Source organism: Streptomyces sp. BJ20 (assembly GCF_022869105.1).
Classification (GTDB): domain Bacteria; phylum Actinomycetota; class Actinomycetes; order Streptomycetales; family Streptomycetaceae; genus Streptomyces; species Streptomyces griseoincarnatus.
Genome location: NZ_CP094918.1, coordinates 1,791,297 through 1,808,727 on the forward strand (window position 1 = coordinate 1,791,297; position 17,431 = coordinate 1,808,727).

The following is a 17,431-nucleotide window of genomic DNA, read 5'->3' on the forward strand; positions in this document are numbered from 1 at the left end:
GCAGGACACCCTCCGGCGCACCCCCACGACCCCTGTCCCCAGAGGCGCACGACGGCGCATCCCAGGGAGCGACCCGGCGCACACCCCCCGTCACGCGCCGTGCGCTTCCCTCACCCCCCGCACCGCCCGCACCACCCGCCTCACCAGGTTCTCGCTCTCGGCGTAGCGGCCCGGTCCGGGAACTCCACCGGCTGTCCGCACGCTTGCATACAGTGGCAGGACCGGCAGAAACGGCGGTGTCGACGACGACCGCCTCCGCGATCGAAGGGACGTACATGCCCATGGGTCACACGGCCACAGCCCAGGCAGGCTCCGGGGGCCTGACAGCGACCGAACACCGCCTGGCCAACGGCCTGCGCGTGGTGCTCTCCGAGGACCACCTGACCCCGGTCGCGGCGGTGTGCCTCTGGTACGACGTGGGCTCACGGCACGAGGTCAAGGGCCGTACCGGCCTGGCTCACCTTTTCGAGCACCTGATGTTCCAGGGGTCCGCCCAGGTGAAGGGCAACGGCCACTTCGAACTGGTGCAGGGCGCCGGCGGCTCGCTCAACGGCACCACCAGCTTCGAGCGGACCAACTACTTCGAGACCATGCCCGCCCACCAGCTGGAGCTCGCCCTCTGGCTGGAGGCCGACCGCATGGGCTCCCTGCTGACCGCCCTGGACGAGGAGTCCATGGAGAACCAGCGGGACGTCGTGAAGAACGAGCGCCGTCAGCGCTACGACAACGTCCCCTACGGCACCGCCTTCGAGAAGCTGACCGCCCTCGCCTACCCGGAGGGCCACCCCTACCACCACACCCCGATCGGGTCGATGGCGGACCTGGACGCGGCGACCCTGGAGGACGCCCGCCAGTTCTTCCGCACGTACTACGCGCCGAACAACGCGGTGCTGTCCGTCGTCGGCGACATCGACCCCGAGCAGACGCTCGCCTGGATCGAGAAGTACTTCGGCTCCATCCCGTCCCACGACGGCAAGCCCGCCCCGCGTGACGGCTCGCTGCCGGACGTCATGGGCGGGGAGCTGCGCGAGGTCGTCGAGGAGGAGGTCCCGGCGCGTGCGCTGATGGCCGCCTACCGGCTCCCGGAGGACGGCACGCGCGCGAGCGACGCGGCCGACGTGGCGCTCACCATCCTCGGCGGCGGCGAGTCCTCGCGGATCTACAACCGCCTGGTGCGCCGGGACCGCACCGCCGTCGCGGCCGGGTTCGGTCTGCTGCGGCTGGCCGGGGCGCCGTCCCTGGGCTGGCTGGACGTCAAGACGTCCGGCGACGTCGAGGTACCGGTGATCGAGGCCGCCATCGACGAGGAGCTCGCCCGGTTCGCCGAGGAGGGCCCCACCGCCGAGGAGATGGAGCGCGCCCAGGCCCAGCTGGAGCGCGAGTGGCTCGACCGGCTCGGCACGGTCGCCGGCCGCGCCGACGAACTGTGCCGCTACGCGGTGCTGTTCGGCGACCCGCAGCTCGCCCTGACCGCCGTGAGCCGGGTCCTGGAGGTGACGGCCGAAGAGGTGCAGGAGGTCGCCAAGGCGCGCCTGCGGCCCGACAACCGCGCGGTGCTCGTCTACGAGCCCGTCGCCCAGGCGGCCGGTGACGCCGCCGACGAGACCGAGGAAGCCGCCGCAGCCGGCGCCGACGAGAACGAGGAGGCGGCGAAGTGACCGAGCTCGCCACGATGGAGTTCCACCCCCGGCCGCAGGCGGGCGAGGCCAAGCCCTGGGCCTTCCCGGCCCCCGAGCGCGGCACCCTCGACAACGGCCTGACGGTGCTGCGCTGCCACCGCCCCGGCCAGCAGGTCGTCGCCGTCGAGGTGGTCCTCGACGCGCCCCTGGACGCGGAGCCGGAGGACCTGGACGGTGTCGCCACGATCATGGCGCGCGCCTTCTCCGAGGGCACCGACAAGCACTCCGCCGAGGAGTTCGCCGCCGAGCTGGAGCGCTGCGGCGCCACCCTCGACGCGCACGCCGACCACCCCGGCGTCCGCCTCAGCCTGGAGGTGCCCGCCTCGCGGCTCGCCAAGGGGCTCGGACTGGTGGCCGACGCCCTGCGCGCGCCCGCCTTCGCCGACAGCGAGATCGAGCGGCTGGTCCGCAACCGCCTCGACGAGATCCCGCACGAGCTGGCGAACCCGTCCCGCCGCGCCGCGAAGGAGCTCGCCAAGGAGCTGTTCCCGGCGAGCGCGCGCATGTCCCGCCCGCGTCAGGGCACCGAGGAGACCGTCGCGCGCATCGACTCCGCGGCCGTGCGCGGGTTCTACGAGAAGCACGTCCGCCCGGCCACGGCGACCGCCGTGGTGGTGGGCGACCTCACCGGCGTCGACCTGGACGCGCTGCTCGCCGACACCCTGGGCGCCTGGACGGGTTCCCAGGCGCAGCCGCGGCCCGTCCCGCCCGTGGTCGCGGACGACACCGGCCGCGTCGTCATCGTGGACCGTCCCGGCGCCGTGCAGACGCAGCTGCTGATCGGCCGTACCGGCCCGGACCGCCATGACCGCGTGTGGCCCGCGCAGGTGCTCGGCACGTACTGCCTCGGCGGCACCCTGACCTCCCGTCTGGACCGCGTCCTGCGCGAGGAGAAGGGCTACACCTACGGCGTACGGGCGTTCGGCCAGGTGCTGCGCTCGGCCCCCGACGGCACGGGCGCGTCGATGCTGGCCGTCAGCGGCTCGGTCGACACCCCCAACACCGGGCCCGCGCTGGACGACCTGTGGACCGTGCTGCGCACGCTGGCCGCCGAGGGCCTCACCGACGAGGAGCGTGACGTCGCCGTGCAGAACCTGGTGGGCGTGGCGCCGCTCAAGTACGAGACGGCCGCGGCCGTCGCGAGCACGCTGGCCGACCAGGTCGAGCAGCATCTGCCGGACCACTACCAGGCCGACCTGTACCGGCAGTTGGCCGCGACCGGCACCGTGGAGGCCACGGCGGCCGTCGTGAACGCCTTCCCGGTGGACCGTCTGGTGACCGTGCTCGTCGGCGACGCCGCGCAGATCAAGGCGCCCGTGGAGGCGCTCGGGATCGGCGAAGTCACCGTCGTCACGGCCGAGTAGGCCGCAGCGGCACACGCGCACGCGAAGGGCCCCGGTGGCGGGAACGTCACCGGGGCTCCCTTATGCCCGAATTGGGGCGGAGGTTGCCTGTCTGCCCTGTGGGATGCGCTACAAAACCCGGGATTCGTTTGAGGATTGTGAGATGACCCGCTTAGTTTCGTCCGGGCTGTTCGTCGGGCAGTGCGCCGCATCCGCGGCACCGGACAGTCATCGCCGAGTCCCCGTACGGCGCGAGCCAGGGGAGCCGGGGACCCACACGAAGTCCCTGGGGTGAATCGGACGCCCGCGCGTGTCGCGAGGGGGTCCGTAGGAGACCTTCCTGCTCCGAACCCGTCAGCTAACCCGGTAGGCGAGAGGGAAGGAAAGGACCAGCCTGTACATGGCGTTCACCCGCGCCACCGGGAAGCACCGTCGTCCCAGCCGCGTCCAGCGCGGCACCGCCCGCGTCGCGGGCGTCGCGGCCCTCGCGGGCACCGGCGTCGTCGGCTCCCTCGCGGCCCCCGCGCTCGCCGCCGAACCGGCCGCGGCACAGACCGGCCTCACCCCCGTCGTCACCCTCGGCGACGTGGTCGCCGACCGCGTCGACGCCCAGGCCGCCGCCCAGCACGAGGCCGCCCGCGTGGCGGCCCAGGAGGCCGCGCGCAAGGCCGCCGAGGAGGCGGCCCGCGAACGCGCGGTCGAGGAGGCCGAGAAGGCCCGCGCCGAGAAGGAGCGCGCCGCGCGTGAGGCGGAGCGCAAGCGCCTCAACACCTTCGTCTCACCGATCCCCGGCTCGTACGTCTCGACGGCCTATCAGAGCGGCGGCGCCATCTGGTCGTCCGGCAGCCACACCGGGATCGACTTCCACGCCGCGAGCGGCACCCCCGTCCAGTCGGTCGGCGTCGGCACGGTCGTCGAGGCCGGCTGGGGCGGCGCGTACGGCAACCAGGTCGTCATCAAGATGCACGACGGCACGTACACCCAGTACGCGCACCTGTCGTCCGTCTCCGTGTCGGCGGGGCAGGAGGTCACCGCCGGCCAGCAGATCGGCCTGTCCGGCGCCACGGGCAACGTCACCGGCGCCCACCTGCACTTCGAGGCGCGCATGTCCGCCGAGTACGGCTCCGACCTCGACCCGGTCTCCTACCTCCGGTCGCACGGCGTGAACATCTGAGGCGCACCCTCCCGCCTCCACGGCCCCGGCTCCCACGAGCCGGGGCTTTCGCCGTTTTCGAACCCTTCCGCGCGGGCGCCGCCTGTCCAAAAATTATGTATGGATTCCGGTCCGCCGTCGGAAATTGTCGTCGATTGCAATAGAGTCACGAACGGACGTCAATCGTCGGCGTTTCACGGGGATTAAGCCGGAGGTCGGTCATGCGTATTCCCGCGCACTCGGTGTGCACGGCGATCCGGGACGACATCGTCGCCGGTGTCTACGAGCGCGGGGGCCGGCTCACCGAGGAACTGCTCGCCCGCCGTTACGGAGTCTCCCGCGTCCCCGTCCGTGAGGCGCTGCGCACCCTGGAGGCCGAGGGGTTCGTGGTGACCCGGCGGCACGCGGGCGCGTGCGTGGCCGAGCCCACCGAGCAGGAGGCCGCCGACCTGCTGGAGATGCGCCAGCTCCTGGAGCCCCTGGGTGCCTCCCGGGCGGCCCAGCGGCGCACCGACGCCCATCTCAAGGTGCTGCGCGGCCTGGTCAGGCTGGGGCAGGAACGCGCACGTCAGGGCAACAGCGACGACCTGCGCTCACTGGGCGGCTGGTTCCACGAGACGCTCGCCCAGGCCTCCGGCAGCCCGGCCCTGACGTCGATGCTGACCCAGCTCAGGCACAAGATCGCCTGGATGTACGCGGTCGACGGGCCGCCCGACCCGGTCGCGTACTGGGCGGAGCACGGCGCGATAGCGGACGCCGTGGCGCGCGGCGACGGCGAGCGGGCGCGGTCGCTCACGGCGCTGCACACCGAGCAGGCGAACGCCGGACACCGGCTGCGGTTCGGCTCCGGCGCCGACCGAGCCGTCCGCACGGACCGTGTGAGGAACTCGCAACATCCCGTAAACATGCCGAGCCTGCGCCATTAACACGAGTCCCGTATACAAAGAGGGCGTAAATGGCGGGGGCTATTTCTGCTGCCCGTAAATGGGAAAGGGAAAGGCCCGCCCGGTGATCCGGGCGGGCCTTTCCGTGCCGCACGGCCGTCGCGTGCGGAATTGCGGTTCAGACGGTCTCGGGGAGTTCTTCGAGGCCCTCGGCGACCAGCTTCGCCAGACGGTCGAGGGCGGCGTCCGCGCCCTCGGCGTCGGAGGCGAGGACGATCTCCTCACCGCCCTGGGCGCCCAGGCCCAGGACGGCCAGCATCGAGGCCGCGTTGACGGGGGTGCCCCCGGCCTTGGCGATCGTCACCGGGACGCCTGCGGCCGTGGCGGCTCGGACGAAGATGGAGGCGGGGCGGGCGTGGAGACCCTCGGCCCAGCCGACGTTGACGCGGCGCTCAGCCATGTGTTGCTGCCCTTCGCAGTTCAGGGTTGTCTAGACCAGTCTTCCATATCGTGGCGCGCGTGCCCGGAGCGGCGTCCGGGACGGCCCCCCGACCGCCGGGCCGCGGCCTCGGCCCGGCGGTCGTCCACCACAGACTGCCTCGCGCCGCCGCCGAAAGCGAGCCGTACTCTGGGGCCCATGCAGACCTCGTCGGACCGCCACGAGTACCCCGCCCACTGGGAGGCCGACGTGGTGCTGCGCGACGGCGGCACCGCGCGCATCCGCCCCATCACCGCCGACGACGCGGAGCGCCTGGTCAGCTTCTACGAGCAGGTGTCCGACGAGTCGAAGTACTACCGGTTCTTCGCGCCCTACCCGCGGCTGTCCGCCAAGGACGTGCACCGCTTCACCCACCACGACTTCGTGGACCGGGTCGGGCTCGCGGCGACCGTCGGGGACGAGTTCATCGGCACCGTGCGCTACGACCGCATCGGCGCCGGCGGGCGGCCCGCCACCGGCGCGGAGGCCGACGAGGCCGAGGTCGCCTTCCTGGTGCAGGACGCCCACCAGGGCCGGGGCGTCGCCTCCGCCCTCCTGGAGCACATCGCCGCGGTCGCGCGGGAGCGCGGCATCCGCCGGTTCGCCGCCGAGGTGCTGCCCGCCAACACCAAGATGATCAAGGTGTTCACCGACGCCGGGTACACCCAGAAGCGGAGCTTCGAGGACGGCGTCGTCCGCCTGGAGTTCGGCCTCGAACCCACCGACCGCTCCCTGGCCGTGCAGTACGCGCGCGAGCAGCGCGCGGAGGCCCGCTCCGTGCAGCGGCTCCTCGCCCCCGGCGCGGTCGCCGTCATCGGCACCGGCCGCGCCCCCGGCGGCGTCGGACGCAGCATCCTCGGCAACATCCGCGACGGCGGCTTCACCGGCCGCCTCTACGCCGTCAACGGGGCACTCCCGGAAGGACAGAAGGAGCTCGACGGCGTCCCCGCCTTCCGCTCCGTACGCGACATCGACGGGCCCGTGGACGTGGCGGTCGTCGCGGTGCCCGCAGAACGGGTCCCCGAGGTCGTCGCCGACTGCGGTGAGCACGACGTCCAGGGCCTCGTCGTGGTCTCCGCCGGCTACGCCGAGTCGGGTCCCGACGGCAGGGAGCGCCAGCGCGCCCTCGTCGGGCAGGCCCGCAGCTACGGCATGCGGATCATCGGACCGAACTCGTTCGGCGTCATCAACACCTCGCCCGAGGTGCGGCTGAACGCCTCGCTCGCCCCCGACATGCCCCGCGCGGGACGCATCGGCCTGTTCGCCCAGTCCGGCGCCATCGGCGTCGCGCTGCTGTCCCGCCTGCACCGGCGCGGCGGCGGCGTCACCGGCGTCACCGGCCTGTCCACGTTCGTCTCCTCCGGCAACCGCGCCGACGTCTCCGGCAACGACGTCCTGCAGTACTGGTACGAGGACGCCGACACCGACGTCGCCCTGATGTACCTGGAGTCCATCGGCAACCCCCGCAAGTTCACCCGCCTCGCCCGCCGCACCGCCGCCGCCAAGCCGCTGGTCGTGGTGCAGGGCGCGCGCCACGGGTCGGGACCGCGCGGGCACGCCGTCCGCGCGACCCAGCTGCCGCACGCCACGGTCTCCGCCCTGCTGCGCCAGGCCGGTGTGATCCGTGTGGACACCATCACCGACCTGGTCGACGCCGGCCTGCTGCTCGCCCGCCAGCCCCTCCCCGCCGGACCCCGGGTGGCGATCCTCGGCAACTCCGAGTCCCTGGGCCTGCTCACCTACGACGCCTGCCTCGCCGAAGGGCTGCGCCCGCACCCGCCGCAGGACCTCACCACCGCCGCCTCCGCGGCGGACTTCCACGCGGCGCTCTCCCGCGCCCTGGCCGACGACTCCTCCGACGCCGTCGTCGTCACCGCCATCCCCTCGGTGGGCGAGGGCTCGGTCGGTGACGCGGCACTGGCGGAGGCGCTGCGTTCGGCCGCCGCCGAGCAGCCGACCAAGCCGGTCCTCGTGGTCCACGTCGAGCTGGGCGGCCTCGCGGAGGCCCTGTCCGCCGCGACGAGCACGGCGCCCCAGCCGGGCGCCGCCTCCGGCCCCGACCCGACCCCCCACACAGGGGAGCGCGTGAAACCCCGCGCGGCGGCGGACGAGGGCGCCCCGGCGGACGACGAAGGCGCGCCCGCTCCCGCACCACCTCCCGAGGGCACCCACCCCCTCCCCGCCTACCCCGCCGCCGAGCGCGCGGTCCGGGCTCTCGCGCAGGCCGTGGCGTACGGGCAGTGGCGGCGGGACGCGGCCGACCCCGGCAAGGTGCCCGAGTACGAGGACATCGACGAGCGGGGCGCCGCCGCACTCATCGAAGGGATGCTCGCCCGCGGCCAAGGCCTCACCCTCACCACCGAGGCCACCTGCGAACTGCTCGCCGCCTACGGTGTCCACGTCCACCGCGCGCTGCCCGCGCCCACCCCGGACGCCGCCGCCGAGGCCGCCCGCACCCTCGGCCACCCGGTCGCCCTGAAGGCGACCGCCCCGCACCTCAGGCACCGCGCCGACCTGGGCGGCGTCCGCCTCGACCTCGCCGACGAGGAGCAGCTGCGCCGGGCGTACGCCGAGCTCACCGAGCTGTTCGGCAGCCCGGAGGAGCTGCGCCCCGTGGTGCAGCGCATGGCCCCCCGCGGGGTGGACACGGTGGTCCGCGCGGTCATCGACCCCGCGGCCGGAGCCGTGCTGTCCTTCGGGCTCGCCGGGGCCGCCTCCCAGCTGCTCGGCGACATGGCGCACCGCCTGATCCCGGTCACCGACCGGGACGCCACCTCGCTGGTCCGGTCGATCCGCACGGCCCCGCTGCTGTTCGGCTGGCGCGGCTCGGCGCCCGTCGACACCCCCGCGCTGGAGGAACTGATGCTGCGGGTGTCGCGCCTGGTCCACGACCACCCGGAGGTCGTCGCGGTCACCCTGGAGCCGGTCGTCGTCGCCCCGCACGGCATCAGCGTCCTCGGCGCCTCCGTACGTCTCGCGCCGCCGCCCGCCCGCGACGACCACGGGCCCCGGACACTCCCCGCGTACTGACCCGGGGCGAGCGGTGCCTCGCAGTCAGTGCCCACCCGTAGGATGGGCCACATGGCCAAGACCAGTACGACGACCCAGGGGCTGCGGGCGGCGATCGAGCGCAGCGGCTACTACCCGGCCCTCGTGGCCGAGGCGGTGGAGGCCGCCGTGGGCGGCGAGCCCATGCGGTCGTATCTGGTCCACCAGGAGACGACGTTCGACCAGAACGAGGTGCGGCGGCACGTGACCGTGCTCGTCCTCACCGCCAACCGCTTCATCGTCAGCCACACCGACGAGCAGGCCGCGGACACCACGTCCCCGACCCCCTACGCCACCACGTCCACCGAGTCGGTCAAGCTCGGCCGGATCTCGTCGATCGTGGTCAGCCGCGTGGTCGCCAACCCGGAGTCGTACACGCCGGGCACGCTGCCCCGCGAGATCGTGCTCACCATCGGCTGGGGCGCGGTCTCCCGCATCGACCTGGAGCCGGCCGCCTGCGGCGACCCCGACTGCGAGGCCGACCACGGCTACACGGGCAGCTCCACTGCCGACGACCTGAGCCTGCGCGTCAGCGAGGCAGGCGACGGCCCGGAGACCGTGCGCCAGGCGCTCGCCTTCGCCCAGGCCCTCTCCGAGGCGACCGCGGACCTGCGCTGATGGCACACCCCCCGCCCGCCGCCCACGACCGCGGACACCTGACGCCCGGCGTCTGGGACACCCACCCGGAGCCCCTCCCCGTCGGCTCCGCGCCCGTCCCGGCCTACGGCACCGGCTCCCTGGCCGACCTGCTGCCCACCCTCGCCGCCGGACTCGGCGTCCCCGGCATGACCGCGGGCATCGGCGAGCTCACCCCCGCCGACCGCAACTGCGTCTTCCTCATCGACGGCCTCGGCTGGGAGCAGCTCAAGGCCCACCCGGAGGAGGCGCCGTTCCTGACGTCCCTGCTGTCCGCCTCGCGCGGCGGCACCGGACGCCCGATCACCGCCGGCTATCCGGCGACCACCGCGACCTCCCTCGCCTCCGTCGGCACCGGCCTGCCCCCGGGCGCCCACGGCCTGCCCGGTTACACCGTGCGCGACCCGGACACCGGCGAGCTGATGAACCAGCTGCGCTGGCAGCCCTGGACCCCGCCGGGCGCCTGGCAGCCGTACCCGACGGTGTTCGAGCTGGCGCACCGCGCGGGCGTGCACGCCGCGCAGGTGTCCTCCCCGACCTTCGCCAACACCCCGCTGACGAAGGTCGCGCTGAGCGGCGGCACCTTCCAGGGGCGGCTGTCCGGCGAGGACCGCATGGACGCCGCCGCCGAGCAACTGGCCGCCGCCGACCGCGCCCTGGTCTACACGTACTACGCCGAGGTCGACGGCGCCGGCCACCGCTTCGGCGTCGACTCCGACACCTGGCGCGGCCAGCTCATGTACGTCGACCGCCTGGTGCAGCGCCTCGCCGAGCAGCTCCCGCCGCGCAGCGCCCTCTACGTCACCGCCGACCACGGCATGGTCGACATCCCCTTCGACGAGACGCACCGCATCGACTTCGACGAGGACTGGGAGCTGAAGGCGGGCGTCGCCCTGCTCGGCGGCGAGGGCCGGGCCCGCCATGTGTACGCGGTGCCGGGCGCCGCGGGCGACGTGCTGGCGTGCTGGCGCGAGGTGCTCGGCGAGCAGTTCTGGGTCGCCTCCCGCGACGAGGCGATCGCCGCGGGCTGGTTCGGGCCGGAGGTCGACGAGCGGGTGTACCACCGGCTCGGCGACGTGATCGCCGCCGCGCGGGACGACGTCCTGCTCATCGCATCCGAGCGGGAGCCCAGGGAGTCGGCGATGGTGGGCAACCACGGTTCCATGACCCCTGCCGAGCAGCTGGTACCCCTGCTCGAAGTACGCTCCTGACGCGCTCCGCCCTCCCTGACTCCTGCCGAAAGGTTGCCGACCCCTGATGTCCGAGCTGGTGTTCTTCTGCGGAACGATGGACTGCGGGAAGTCGACCCTCGCTCTGCAGATCGAGCACAACCGGTCGGCGCGCGGCCTGGTCGGCATGATCTTCACCCGTAACGACCGGGCCGGCCAGGGCAAGCTCTCCTCCCGCCTGGGCCTGGTCACGGACGCGGTGGAGGTGGAGGACGGCGCCGACCTGTACGCCCACCTCGTCGACCACCTCTCGCAGGGCCGGCGCGCGGACTATGTGATCGCCGACGAGGCGCAGTTCCTGGCGCCCGAGCAGATAGACCAGCTCGCGCGCGTGGTGGACGACCTGGACCTGGACGTCTATGCCTTCGGCATCACCACCGACTTCCGCTCCAAGCTGTTCCCCGGCTCCCAGCGCCTGGTCGAACTCGCCGACCGTGTCGAGGTGCTCCAGGTCGAGGCCCTGTGCTGGTGCGGCGCCCGCGCCACGCACAACGCCCGCACGGTCGGCGGCGTCATGGTCGTCGAGGGCGCCCAGGTCGTCGTCGGCGACGTGACCGGCTCCACGGACGAGATCGGCTACGAGGTGCTGTGCCGGCGCCATCACCGACGCCGGATGACGGCGGCGACGGCGCGGGCGGCGGCGCTGGCACCGGACGTGCTGCCGGTGTCGTCGGGCTGAGGGCGCGGCGAGGGCGACTCAGCCCGACGCTTCGAGCAGCAACTCGCTCAGTTCGACCGGCATCGTGATCATGCAGTCGTGCCCGGTGGGCAGTTCGCGTACCCGCGACGGCGTCCCGTTGGGCTGGAGCGCCGGCACCGGGCGCCGCACTATGCCCTCCGGGGCCGCGCCCACGCAGTGGACGTGCGTGCGCGGGACCTCACGCAGCCCGGGGTTGTCCAGGCGGGCCGGCTGTCGCAGGCACAGCACCGGGTGGTCGGAGAGCATGCCGCGCAACCACTCCTGGTCCGCCGGGTCGGTCACTCCGAACAGACCGAAGGGCGGCGGCAGTTCCGGCAGGGGCGGGATGCGCCACGGGGTGTCCGTGGACGCGGCGGCGTCGATCAGCCGCTGGGTCACCGGCTGCGCGTCGACCGCGGTCTCGCCGTGCTCCGGCACCATCGCGTCCAGATACACCAGGTGCGCGATCCGCTCCGGGACCTCGTTCGCCGCCGACGAGATCACCAGGCCCGCGTAGCTGTGGCCGACGAGGACGACGTCGGTCAGGTCCTCGTCCTTGATCAGCCGGACGACGTCCTCGACGTGGGTGTCCAGGCCCACCTCGGGGCCGAACAGGTGCGCCTTGTCGCCGTAGCCGGTCAGCGAGGGGCGGAACACGCGGTGGCCGGCGGCCTCCAGCAGCGGAGCCGTCCGGTCCCAGCACCGGCCGTCGTGCCAGGCGCCATGGACAAGAAGATAAGTCGACACAGGGGTGCCTTCCAAGAAGGGGCGTGAGGAAAGAAGCGGTTCCCTTCCGTGCCTCGGTACGCTTCGGGAACCGCCCTTTCATCGTGGTGCACCCGCCCGACCTGGGGCAATAAGGCACATTCCGGTGACCCGGTTCCCTGGAGGTAACCATGACCGCAGCCGACGGCCCGTCGTCGATGCCGCACCGGCAGGACCCGTGCCGCACCAGCGATGTCCTCGGCATCGTCGGCGACAAGTGGTCCCTGCTCGTCGTCCGCAACCTCAGCCAGGGTCCGCGCCGCTTCACCGAACTCAAGCGCGCCACCACCGGCATCAGCCAGCGCATGCTCACCGTCACCCTGCGCGGCCTGGAACGCGACGGCATCCTCACCCGCACAGTCGTCAACGTCATGCCGCCGCACGTCAGTTACGCGCTCACGCCCATGGGCATGACCCTGCGCGAGGCCACCGCGCCGTTGCTGGAGTGGTCCCTCGGCAACCTGGACGGCATTCACGCCGCCCGCGCTGCGTACGACTCCCGGGCGGAGGCGGCCCCGCCGGCGCCCTCCTAGTCCGCCCGCCCGTGCCGCCGCCGCAACCCCTCCGCCAGCGGGTTTTCGCGAAGGCGCCCGCCGTCACCCGCGCCGCGACCGTGCGGCGAACGACGCGGTCGGCCAGGGACGGGGCGTGGCGGGCCAGGGCCATCTCCGCCCGGCCGCGCCGCGTCGTCGCCACGTCGCGCGGGCCCCGGCGCGCGGTCACCGCGGTGACCACCGCCGACACCACGCCGTCCAGCGGTTCCGGCCGCGACATCCCGTCCAGGGAGAGGCCCGCCTCGCAGGTACTGTCGTGGATCGTGCTGCGCACCATGCTCGGGTAGACGGTCGTCACGCCCACGTGCGTGCCGGCCTCCAGCCGCAGCGTGTCCGCGTAGGCGGCGAGGGCCCGCTTGGACACCCCGTACGCGGCGGCCAGCGGCAGTGGCAGGACCCGCCATCCGTGAGGCGATGAACACCACCCGGCCGCGCGCCCGTTCGAGGTGGGGGAGGGCGGCGGCCGTCACGTCCCAGGCGCCCAGCAGGTTGAGGGCGAGCTGCGCGTGGACCTCCGTGGACGGCCGCAGCTCCGCCGGCGCCGGTCCGCCCCGGCCCGCGTTGTTCACCAGCACGTCCACGCCGCCGCCGAGCAGCCGTACCGCCTCCTCGACGCCCTTGGTCACCGACTCCGGGTCGGTCAGGTCGCAGCCCACCACCGGCACCGGTGCCGAGGCGTCGGCGTGCAGGTCCGATCCGACGACGCGGGCGCCGAGTTCGGTGAAGCGCTCACCCAGCGCCCGCCCGAACGTCCCCGCCGCTCCCGTCACGATCACCCGCCGCCCGGCGAGCGGCGTCGCCCTCCGCACGCCCTCCAGGTCCCGCGCCACCTGGCGCAGGTACTGGTCCACGTCGATCCGCATGTGCGGCCGCCTGTCGCCCCAGCGTTCCCGCGCCGCGTGCGCTTCGGCGGTGACCGATGCCGGCATCCGGTCCCGCGACGGCCTGCTCAGCCGCCCGGTCACGTACGCGGCGAGCAGCCGGCTCTGCACCTCCACCACCGGCAGCGCCGACCCCGGCGACTGCATCAGCCCCACGAAGGACAGGGCGTCGTCGTCCAGCGGGAACGCATGCCGGTACAGCGGCAGCCGGGCCGGATCCGGCACCAGCGCGGGGTCGAGGAACGGCACGGTCGCCCGGTACCCGGTGCACCACAGCACATGGTCCACCTCGTCCTCCCGCCCGTCCGTGAAGCGCACCCGGCGGCCCTCGAAGCTGGACCGCGACGGAGGCGACGGGCGTGGCCGCCGGCCCTTACCTCTACTCGGCGGCCCTCGCCCTCGGCGGATACGCGGCCGCGCGGGCCGACGAGGACGTCACCCAGACGGGTGGCGCGCACACGGCCATCCTGCTCGGCTTCACGCTCCTGCCCGCCCTCCTCATGGCGGCGGCCCTGGCGGTCCAGTCCCGCTACAGCCTCGACGCCCGGTTCACGGCGCCCCGCTGAGAGGCGCCCGCCCGGAGCCGCCCCGCCCGGAGCCGCCCCGCCCGGAGGCGCCGCGCTGGGAGGCGTCACCCCGCCTTCCGTACCAGCGCGAACCGCGCCCCCTCCGGGTCCGCCACCGTGGCGACCCGGCCGTGCTCGGTGTCCCGGGGACCGCCGAGCACCTGGCCGCCGAGATGCAGCACCTGGTCCACCGCGTCGTCGGTGTCCGCCACCGTGAAGTACGTCGTCCAGTACGGCCCCCGGTCCCGGGGCAGAGCGTTGCCGACGCCGTGGACGCCGGTCACCGGGCGGCCGTCCAGGCGCAGCGTCACGTAGTCCAGGTCGGCGGATACGACCGGATCCTCGTCGTAACCGAACACGGTCTCGTAGAACTTGGCCACGTTCGTGGTCTCGAAGGTGGTCAGTTCGTTCCAGGCCGGTGTGCCGGGCCGGCCGGTGACGCCCGCGACGGCACCGTCGGCCGCCTGCCAGATACCGAAGACCGCACCGCTCGGGTCCGAGGCGAGCGCCAGCCGCCCCGCGTCGTCGGCGTCCAGCGGCCCCACGCCCACGGTCCCGCCGCAGGAACGCACCGACTCGGCCGTCAGATCCACGTCGTCCGAGGCGAAGTACGGCGTCCACGCCACGGGCAGCCGCCGGTCCGGGGGCAGCACCCCGATCCCGGCCACCGCGTGCCCGTCGAGCACGGCACGCACGTACGGGCCCAGCGGCCGCGGTCCGGGACGGAACTCCCAGCCGAACAGCGCGCCGTAGAACTGCTCGGTCGCGGCGAGTCCGCGGGCCATCAGGCTCACCCAGCACGGTGTGCCTGGCGTGTGCCGGGCGGACCCGTCGCGGTTCGGGCGGGCGTTCCCCCGTGCGTCGGTCATCGTCACTCTCTTCTCGGCCGCCCGTACGTCGGCCGTGTCCGCTCGCCCCTGCAAGGGGCCGTCCCGTGCCCGGCCCGGCGGATCGTTCCCGCACCGCGGCCGACACCGTATGTGCCCGATCCCGTACGCCTGGTGACCGGATGTGCCCGGCCGAGCAGAGTAGCCGGACCGGGACGAGTCGGCCACCCCGTGCGCGAGGATGGTGACCATGAACGCCATCATCTCCGCATCCGAACTCGCCGACGCGCTGCGGTCGGAGCGTCCTCCGGTCCTGCTCGACGTCCGCTGGCAGCTCAGCACGGCCGCCGCGAGCGGTCAGCCGTTCGACGGCCGGGCCGCGTACGCGTCCGGCCACATCCCCGGCGCCGTCTTCGTCGACCTGGACCGCGAGCTGGCGTCCGCGCCGGGCCCGCGGGGACGCCATCCGCTGCCGGACCTCGACGTGTTCGGCGCGGCGATGCGGCGGGCCGGTGTGTCCGCCGGGACGCCCGTGGTCGCGTACGACGGAGGCATCGGGTGGGCGGCGGCCCGCGCGTGGTGGCTGCTGCGGTGGACCGGTCACCCGGACGTACGGGTCCTGGACGGCGGACTGTCCGCCTGGGACGGCCCGTTGGAAACGGAGACGGAAACGGAGGCGTCGGTGCCGGCCGAGGGCGACTTCGTGCCGAAGCCGGCGGAGGGCGCTGTGCTGGACGCGGACGGCGCGGCGGCGCTGGCGCGGTCGGGGGTGCTGCTGGACGCCCGTGCGGGGGAGCGGTACCGGGGCGAGGTGGAGCCGATCGACCCCGTCGGCGGCCACATCCCGGGCGCGTTGTCCGCCCCTACCTCCGACAACGTGGACGCGGACGGCCGCTTCCGGCCCGCCGCCGAACTGCGCGCCCGCTTCGGCGAGCTGGGTGCGACGCGGGACGTTCCGGTGGGGGTGTACTGCGGCTCGGGCGTGTCGGCGGCGCACGAGGTACTGGCGCTGGAGGTCGCCGGTATCCCGGCGGCTCTCTACGTCGGCTCCTGGTCCGAGTGGACCTCGGACCCGGCGCGACCGGTCGCGGTGGGCCCGGATCCCCAGTAGCGAACCCGAACATTCCGCCCCGGGGCTCAGCCTCGGGCCCCGCTTCTCAGGCGCCGGAGGGGCTGGGGTGCGGGGCAGCGCCCCTGAACTCCGCTTCTCGGGCGCCGGAAGGGCTTGAAGAGCCGGGGCTCCGCCTCCCCGCCCCGCTCCTCAAACGCCGGAGGGGCTCGTTCCAGCCCGTCCGGCGTTTGAGGACGAGGCCCGTCAGGGCCGACAAGGGGGCGGCCTGCCTGCGGGGAGGTGGAGGGGGCACCCCCGTCAGGGACAAGGGTTACGGGCCGGCAAGCCGGCCTACTCCTGCTTCTTGCGCCGCGTCCCGAACACGATCTCGTCCCAGCTCGGGACCGCCGCGCGGCGGCCCGGGCGGACGCCGTCCGCCTCGGCCTGGCGGTCGGTCGAGCCGACGAGACGGTCCCGGTGGCCGCCCACCGAACGGGGCATCAGCACATCCGCGTACGCGGCACCCGCGGACGCGGCCGGCGCCGGCGGCTCCTCCGCTTCGGGCTCGGACTCCGGCTCCTCGGCGGCCGGTTCGGTGCGCTCGGGCACCACCAGGTCGCCGCGGAAGCTCGGCACGGCCTCCAGCAGACTGGTCAGCGAGTCGCGCTCGCCGGAGGCGGTGGCCGCCGTGGACTCCTCGGCCGGCTCGGACGCCTGCGCCGGCAGACTGGGCCGCTCGCGGTCGGCCGGACGGTCCAGCGGGCGGTCCCGCGGCAGCCGGGCGATGCGCGGCACGAACGGGAAGCTGGGCTCGGGCGCGGCGAGGTCGTCGGACTCGCCGATCAGCGAGCGTGCCTCGTCGTCGACGGCCTGGACGAGCCGCCGGGGCGGGTCGTACGTCCAGCTCGCCGAGTGCGGCTCGCCCGCGACCCGGTAGACCAGCAGGACCTCCCAGGTGCCGTCGTCGCGGCGCCAGGAGTCCCACTGCACGGTGTCCTTGTCGGCGCCGCGCAGCAGCAGCCGCTCCTGCACGGCCTCGCCCAGCGGGGGGCCGGAGTTCTCACCTGGGCGGCGGACCGGCGTCTTGCGGGCGCGCTCCGCCATGAAGGCGCGCTCGGCGAGGACGGGGCCCTCGAAGCGCCGTACGCGGTCCACGGGGATGCCGGCCATCTGCGCGACCTCTTCCGCGGTCGCGCCCGCCCTTATACGGGCCTGGATGTCGCGGGGGCGGAGGTGGCTCTCCACCTCGATCTCGATCTGGCCGAGGCGGGGACGGTCGCCGCGCACGGCGGCGCGGAGCCGTTCGTCGATCGGAAGCGTGTACTCCGTGCTGTCCGCAGCCTTCAGCACCAGCCGTGTGCCGTCATTCGAGACGGCCACGACACGCAGTTCGGGCATGGGGACCTCCCGGGTGGTGCCTGCCGACGTCACGTGCGTCGCTGCTTCCGCTAGTCGAGTGTGGCCTGCCCGGGTGCAGCCTGCCACAACCTTGCCGAGTTGCCCGGCGTGTCGGGCGCGGGCCCTGGATCGCCGTTATGGCACGGTTACCTATTCGCAACGCTAAGTGACCAAATGCGTCACCCTGTGCAACTAGCCCCCTCCCGGCGGTCCTCCGAGGACCCGGGCACCCTGACGGGAGTCCGGACCCAGGGCTCGCA

At 73.9% G+C, this 17,431-nt stretch carries 15 protein-coding genes, 1 pseudogene and 1 riboswitch; of the genes and pseudogenes, 11 read left to right on the forward strand and 5 right to left on the reverse strand.

All coding sequences use genetic code 11. The features are described 5' to 3' along the window. Positions 1-281 precede the first annotated feature (281 nt). The 4 genes from MTR79_RS08280 to MTR79_RS08295 all read left to right on the forward strand — a co-directional run bounded on the left by MTR79_RS08280 (position 282) and on the right by MTR79_RS08295 (position 5,101). Positions 282-1,658 carry a pitrilysin family protein gene (locus MTR79_RS08280; protein ID WP_244793089.1) on the forward strand — a complete coding sequence of 459 codons (1,377 nt, stop codon included), beginning with the start codon at positions 282-284 and terminating at the stop codon, positions 1,656-1,658. Then, positions 1,655-3,043 (forward strand): pitrilysin family protein, encoded by a 1,389-nt coding sequence (locus tag MTR79_RS08285; RefSeq protein ID WP_086704919.1) that lies wholly within the window; start codon positions 1,655-1,657, stop codon positions 3,041-3,043. Before MTR79_RS08280 ends, MTR79_RS08285 begins: the two co-directional genes overlap by 4 nt. Before the next feature lie 201 nt (positions 3,044-3,244). Continuing rightward, positions 3,245-3,410, forward strand: a riboswitch (cyclic di-AMP (ydaO/yuaA leader). Positions 3,411-3,422: 12 nt separating this feature from the next. After that, on the forward strand, positions 3,423-4,196 hold the full coding sequence (locus tag MTR79_RS08290) for a M23 family metallopeptidase (protein WP_048456221.1): 774 nt from the start codon (positions 3,423-3,425) through the stop codon (positions 4,194-4,196). Positions 4,197-4,396: 200 nt separating this feature from the next. Continuing rightward, positions 4,397-5,101 (forward strand): GntR family transcriptional regulator, encoded by a 705-nt coding sequence (locus MTR79_RS08295; RefSeq protein ID WP_086704917.1) that lies wholly within the window; start codon positions 4,397-4,399, stop codon positions 5,099-5,101. 136 nt (positions 5,102-5,237) lie between these two features. On the opposite strand, the gene MTR79_RS08300 is transcribed toward MTR79_RS08295, so the two are convergent. Next, positions 5,238-5,519 carry an HPr family phosphocarrier protein gene (locus MTR79_RS08300; RefSeq protein WP_006136411.1) on the reverse strand — a complete coding sequence of 94 codons (282 nt, stop codon included), beginning with the start codon at positions 5,517-5,519 and terminating at the stop codon, positions 5,238-5,240. Between the two features lie 177 nt (positions 5,520-5,696). Here MTR79_RS08300 and MTR79_RS08305 point away from each other — a divergent pair, with 177 nt between their 5' ends. The 4 genes from MTR79_RS08305 to MTR79_RS08320 are packed head-to-tail and all read left to right on the forward strand — an operon-like array spanning position 5,697 to position 11,129. Continuing rightward, positions 5,697-8,567, forward strand: a complete 2,871-nt coding sequence (locus MTR79_RS08305; protein WP_244789642.1) for a bifunctional GNAT family N-acetyltransferase/acetate--CoA ligase family protein — start codon at positions 5,697-5,699, stop codon at positions 8,565-8,567. Positions 8,568-8,618: 51 nt separating this feature from the next. Further along, a complete protein-coding gene (locus tag MTR79_RS08310; RefSeq protein WP_189365614.1) occupies positions 8,619-9,203 on the forward strand; it encodes a DUF5998 family protein in 585 nt (194 codons plus the stop codon). Beyond that, positions 9,203-10,432: a nucleotide pyrophosphatase/phosphodiesterase family protein gene (locus MTR79_RS08315; protein WP_189365615.1), complete on the forward strand. Its 1,230-nt coding sequence runs from the start codon at positions 9,203-9,205 to the stop codon at positions 10,430-10,432. The genes MTR79_RS08310 and MTR79_RS08315 overlap by 1 nt, the downstream gene beginning before the upstream one ends. A 46-nt stretch (positions 10,433-10,478) precedes the next feature. Further along, the gene (locus MTR79_RS08320; RefSeq protein ID WP_086704941.1) at positions 10,479-11,129 is read left to right on the forward strand and encodes a thymidine kinase; all 651 of its coding nucleotides are present in this window, start codon (positions 10,479-10,481) and stop codon (positions 11,127-11,129) included. Between the two features lie 18 nt (positions 11,130-11,147). Here MTR79_RS08320 and MTR79_RS08325 read toward each other — a convergent pair whose 3' ends face one another. Next, on the reverse strand, positions 11,148-11,876 hold the full coding sequence (locus MTR79_RS08325) for an alpha/beta hydrolase family protein (RefSeq protein WP_244789643.1): 729 nt from the start codon (positions 11,874-11,876) through the stop codon (positions 11,148-11,150). A gap of 149 nt (positions 11,877-12,025) precedes the next feature. Here MTR79_RS08325 and MTR79_RS08330 point away from each other — a divergent pair, with 149 nt between their 5' ends. Then, on the forward strand, positions 12,026-12,427 hold the full coding sequence (locus MTR79_RS08330) for a helix-turn-helix domain-containing protein (RefSeq protein WP_244789644.1): 402 nt from the start codon (positions 12,026-12,028) through the stop codon (positions 12,425-12,427). Here the strand turns inward: MTR79_RS08330 and MTR79_RS08335 are convergent. Then, on the reverse strand, positions 12,424-13,647 hold the full coding sequence (locus MTR79_RS08335) for an SDR family oxidoreductase (protein ID WP_244789645.1): 1,224 nt from the start codon (positions 13,645-13,647) through the stop codon (positions 12,424-12,426). The genes MTR79_RS08330 and MTR79_RS08335 overlap by 4 nt on opposite strands. A gap of 29 nt (positions 13,648-13,676) precedes the next feature. On the opposite strand from MTR79_RS08335, the pseudogene MTR79_RS08340 reads away from it, so the two are divergent. Further along, positions 13,677-13,895, forward strand: a pseudogene (locus MTR79_RS08340) (MFS transporter); the annotation flags it as partial. Between the two features lie 65 nt (positions 13,896-13,960). On the opposite strand, the gene MTR79_RS08345 reads toward MTR79_RS08340, so the two are convergent. After that, the gene (locus tag MTR79_RS08345; protein WP_086704944.1) at positions 13,961-14,764 is read right to left on the reverse strand and encodes a VOC family protein; all 804 of its coding nucleotides are present in this window, start codon (positions 14,762-14,764) and stop codon (positions 13,961-13,963) included. Between the two features lie 208 nt (positions 14,765-14,972). Between MTR79_RS08345 and MTR79_RS08350 the strand changes: the two genes are divergently transcribed. Beyond that, the gene (locus MTR79_RS08350; RefSeq protein WP_189365619.1) at positions 14,973-15,833 is read left to right on the forward strand and encodes a sulfurtransferase; all 861 of its coding nucleotides are present in this window, start codon (positions 14,973-14,975) and stop codon (positions 15,831-15,833) included. Positions 15,834-16,124: 291 nt separating this feature from the next. Here MTR79_RS08350 and sepH read toward each other — a convergent pair whose 3' ends face one another. Continuing rightward, a complete protein-coding gene (gene sepH / locus MTR79_RS08355) occupies positions 16,125-17,171 on the reverse strand; it encodes a septation protein SepH (RefSeq protein ID WP_086705220.1) in 1,047 nt (348 codons plus the stop codon). Positions 17,172-17,431 lie beyond the last annotated feature (260 nt).

Coding starts and splice junctions, on each gene's coding strand:
- MTR79_RS08280 (WP_244793089.1), top strand. CDS start 282: ATGGGTCACACGGCCACAGCCCAGGCAGGCTCCGGGGGCCTGACAGCG.
- MTR79_RS08290 (WP_048456221.1), top strand. CDS start 3,423: ATGGCGTTCACCCGCGCCACCGGGAAGCACCGTCGTCCCAGCCGCGTC.
- MTR79_RS08295 (WP_086704917.1), top strand. CDS start 4,397: ATGCGTATTCCCGCGCACTCGGTGTGCACGGCGATCCGGGACGACATC.
- MTR79_RS08300 (WP_006136411.1), bottom strand. CDS start 5,519: ATGGCTGAGCGCCGCGTCAACGTCGGCTGGGCCGAGGGTCTCCACGCC.
- MTR79_RS08305 (WP_244789642.1), top strand. CDS start 5,697: ATGCAGACCTCGTCGGACCGCCACGAGTACCCCGCCCACTGGGAGGCC.
- MTR79_RS08310 (WP_189365614.1), top strand. CDS start 8,619: ATGGCCAAGACCAGTACGACGACCCAGGGGCTGCGGGCGGCGATCGAG.
- MTR79_RS08315 (WP_189365615.1), top strand. CDS start 9,203: ATGGCACACCCCCCGCCCGCCGCCCACGACCGCGGACACCTGACGCCC.
- MTR79_RS08320 (WP_086704941.1), top strand. CDS start 10,479: ATGTCCGAGCTGGTGTTCTTCTGCGGAACGATGGACTGCGGGAAGTCG.
- MTR79_RS08330 (WP_244789644.1), top strand. CDS start 12,026: ATGACCGCAGCCGACGGCCCGTCGTCGATGCCGCACCGGCAGGACCCG.
- MTR79_RS08345 (WP_086704944.1), bottom strand. CDS start 14,764: ATGACCGACGCACGGGGGAACGCCCGCCCGAACCGCGACGGGTCCGCC.
- MTR79_RS08350 (WP_189365619.1), top strand. CDS start 14,973: ATGAACGCCATCATCTCCGCATCCGAACTCGCCGACGCGCTGCGGTCG.
- sepH (WP_086705220.1), bottom strand. CDS start 17,171: ATGCCCGAACTGCGTGTCGTGGCCGTCTCGAATGACGGCACACGGCTG.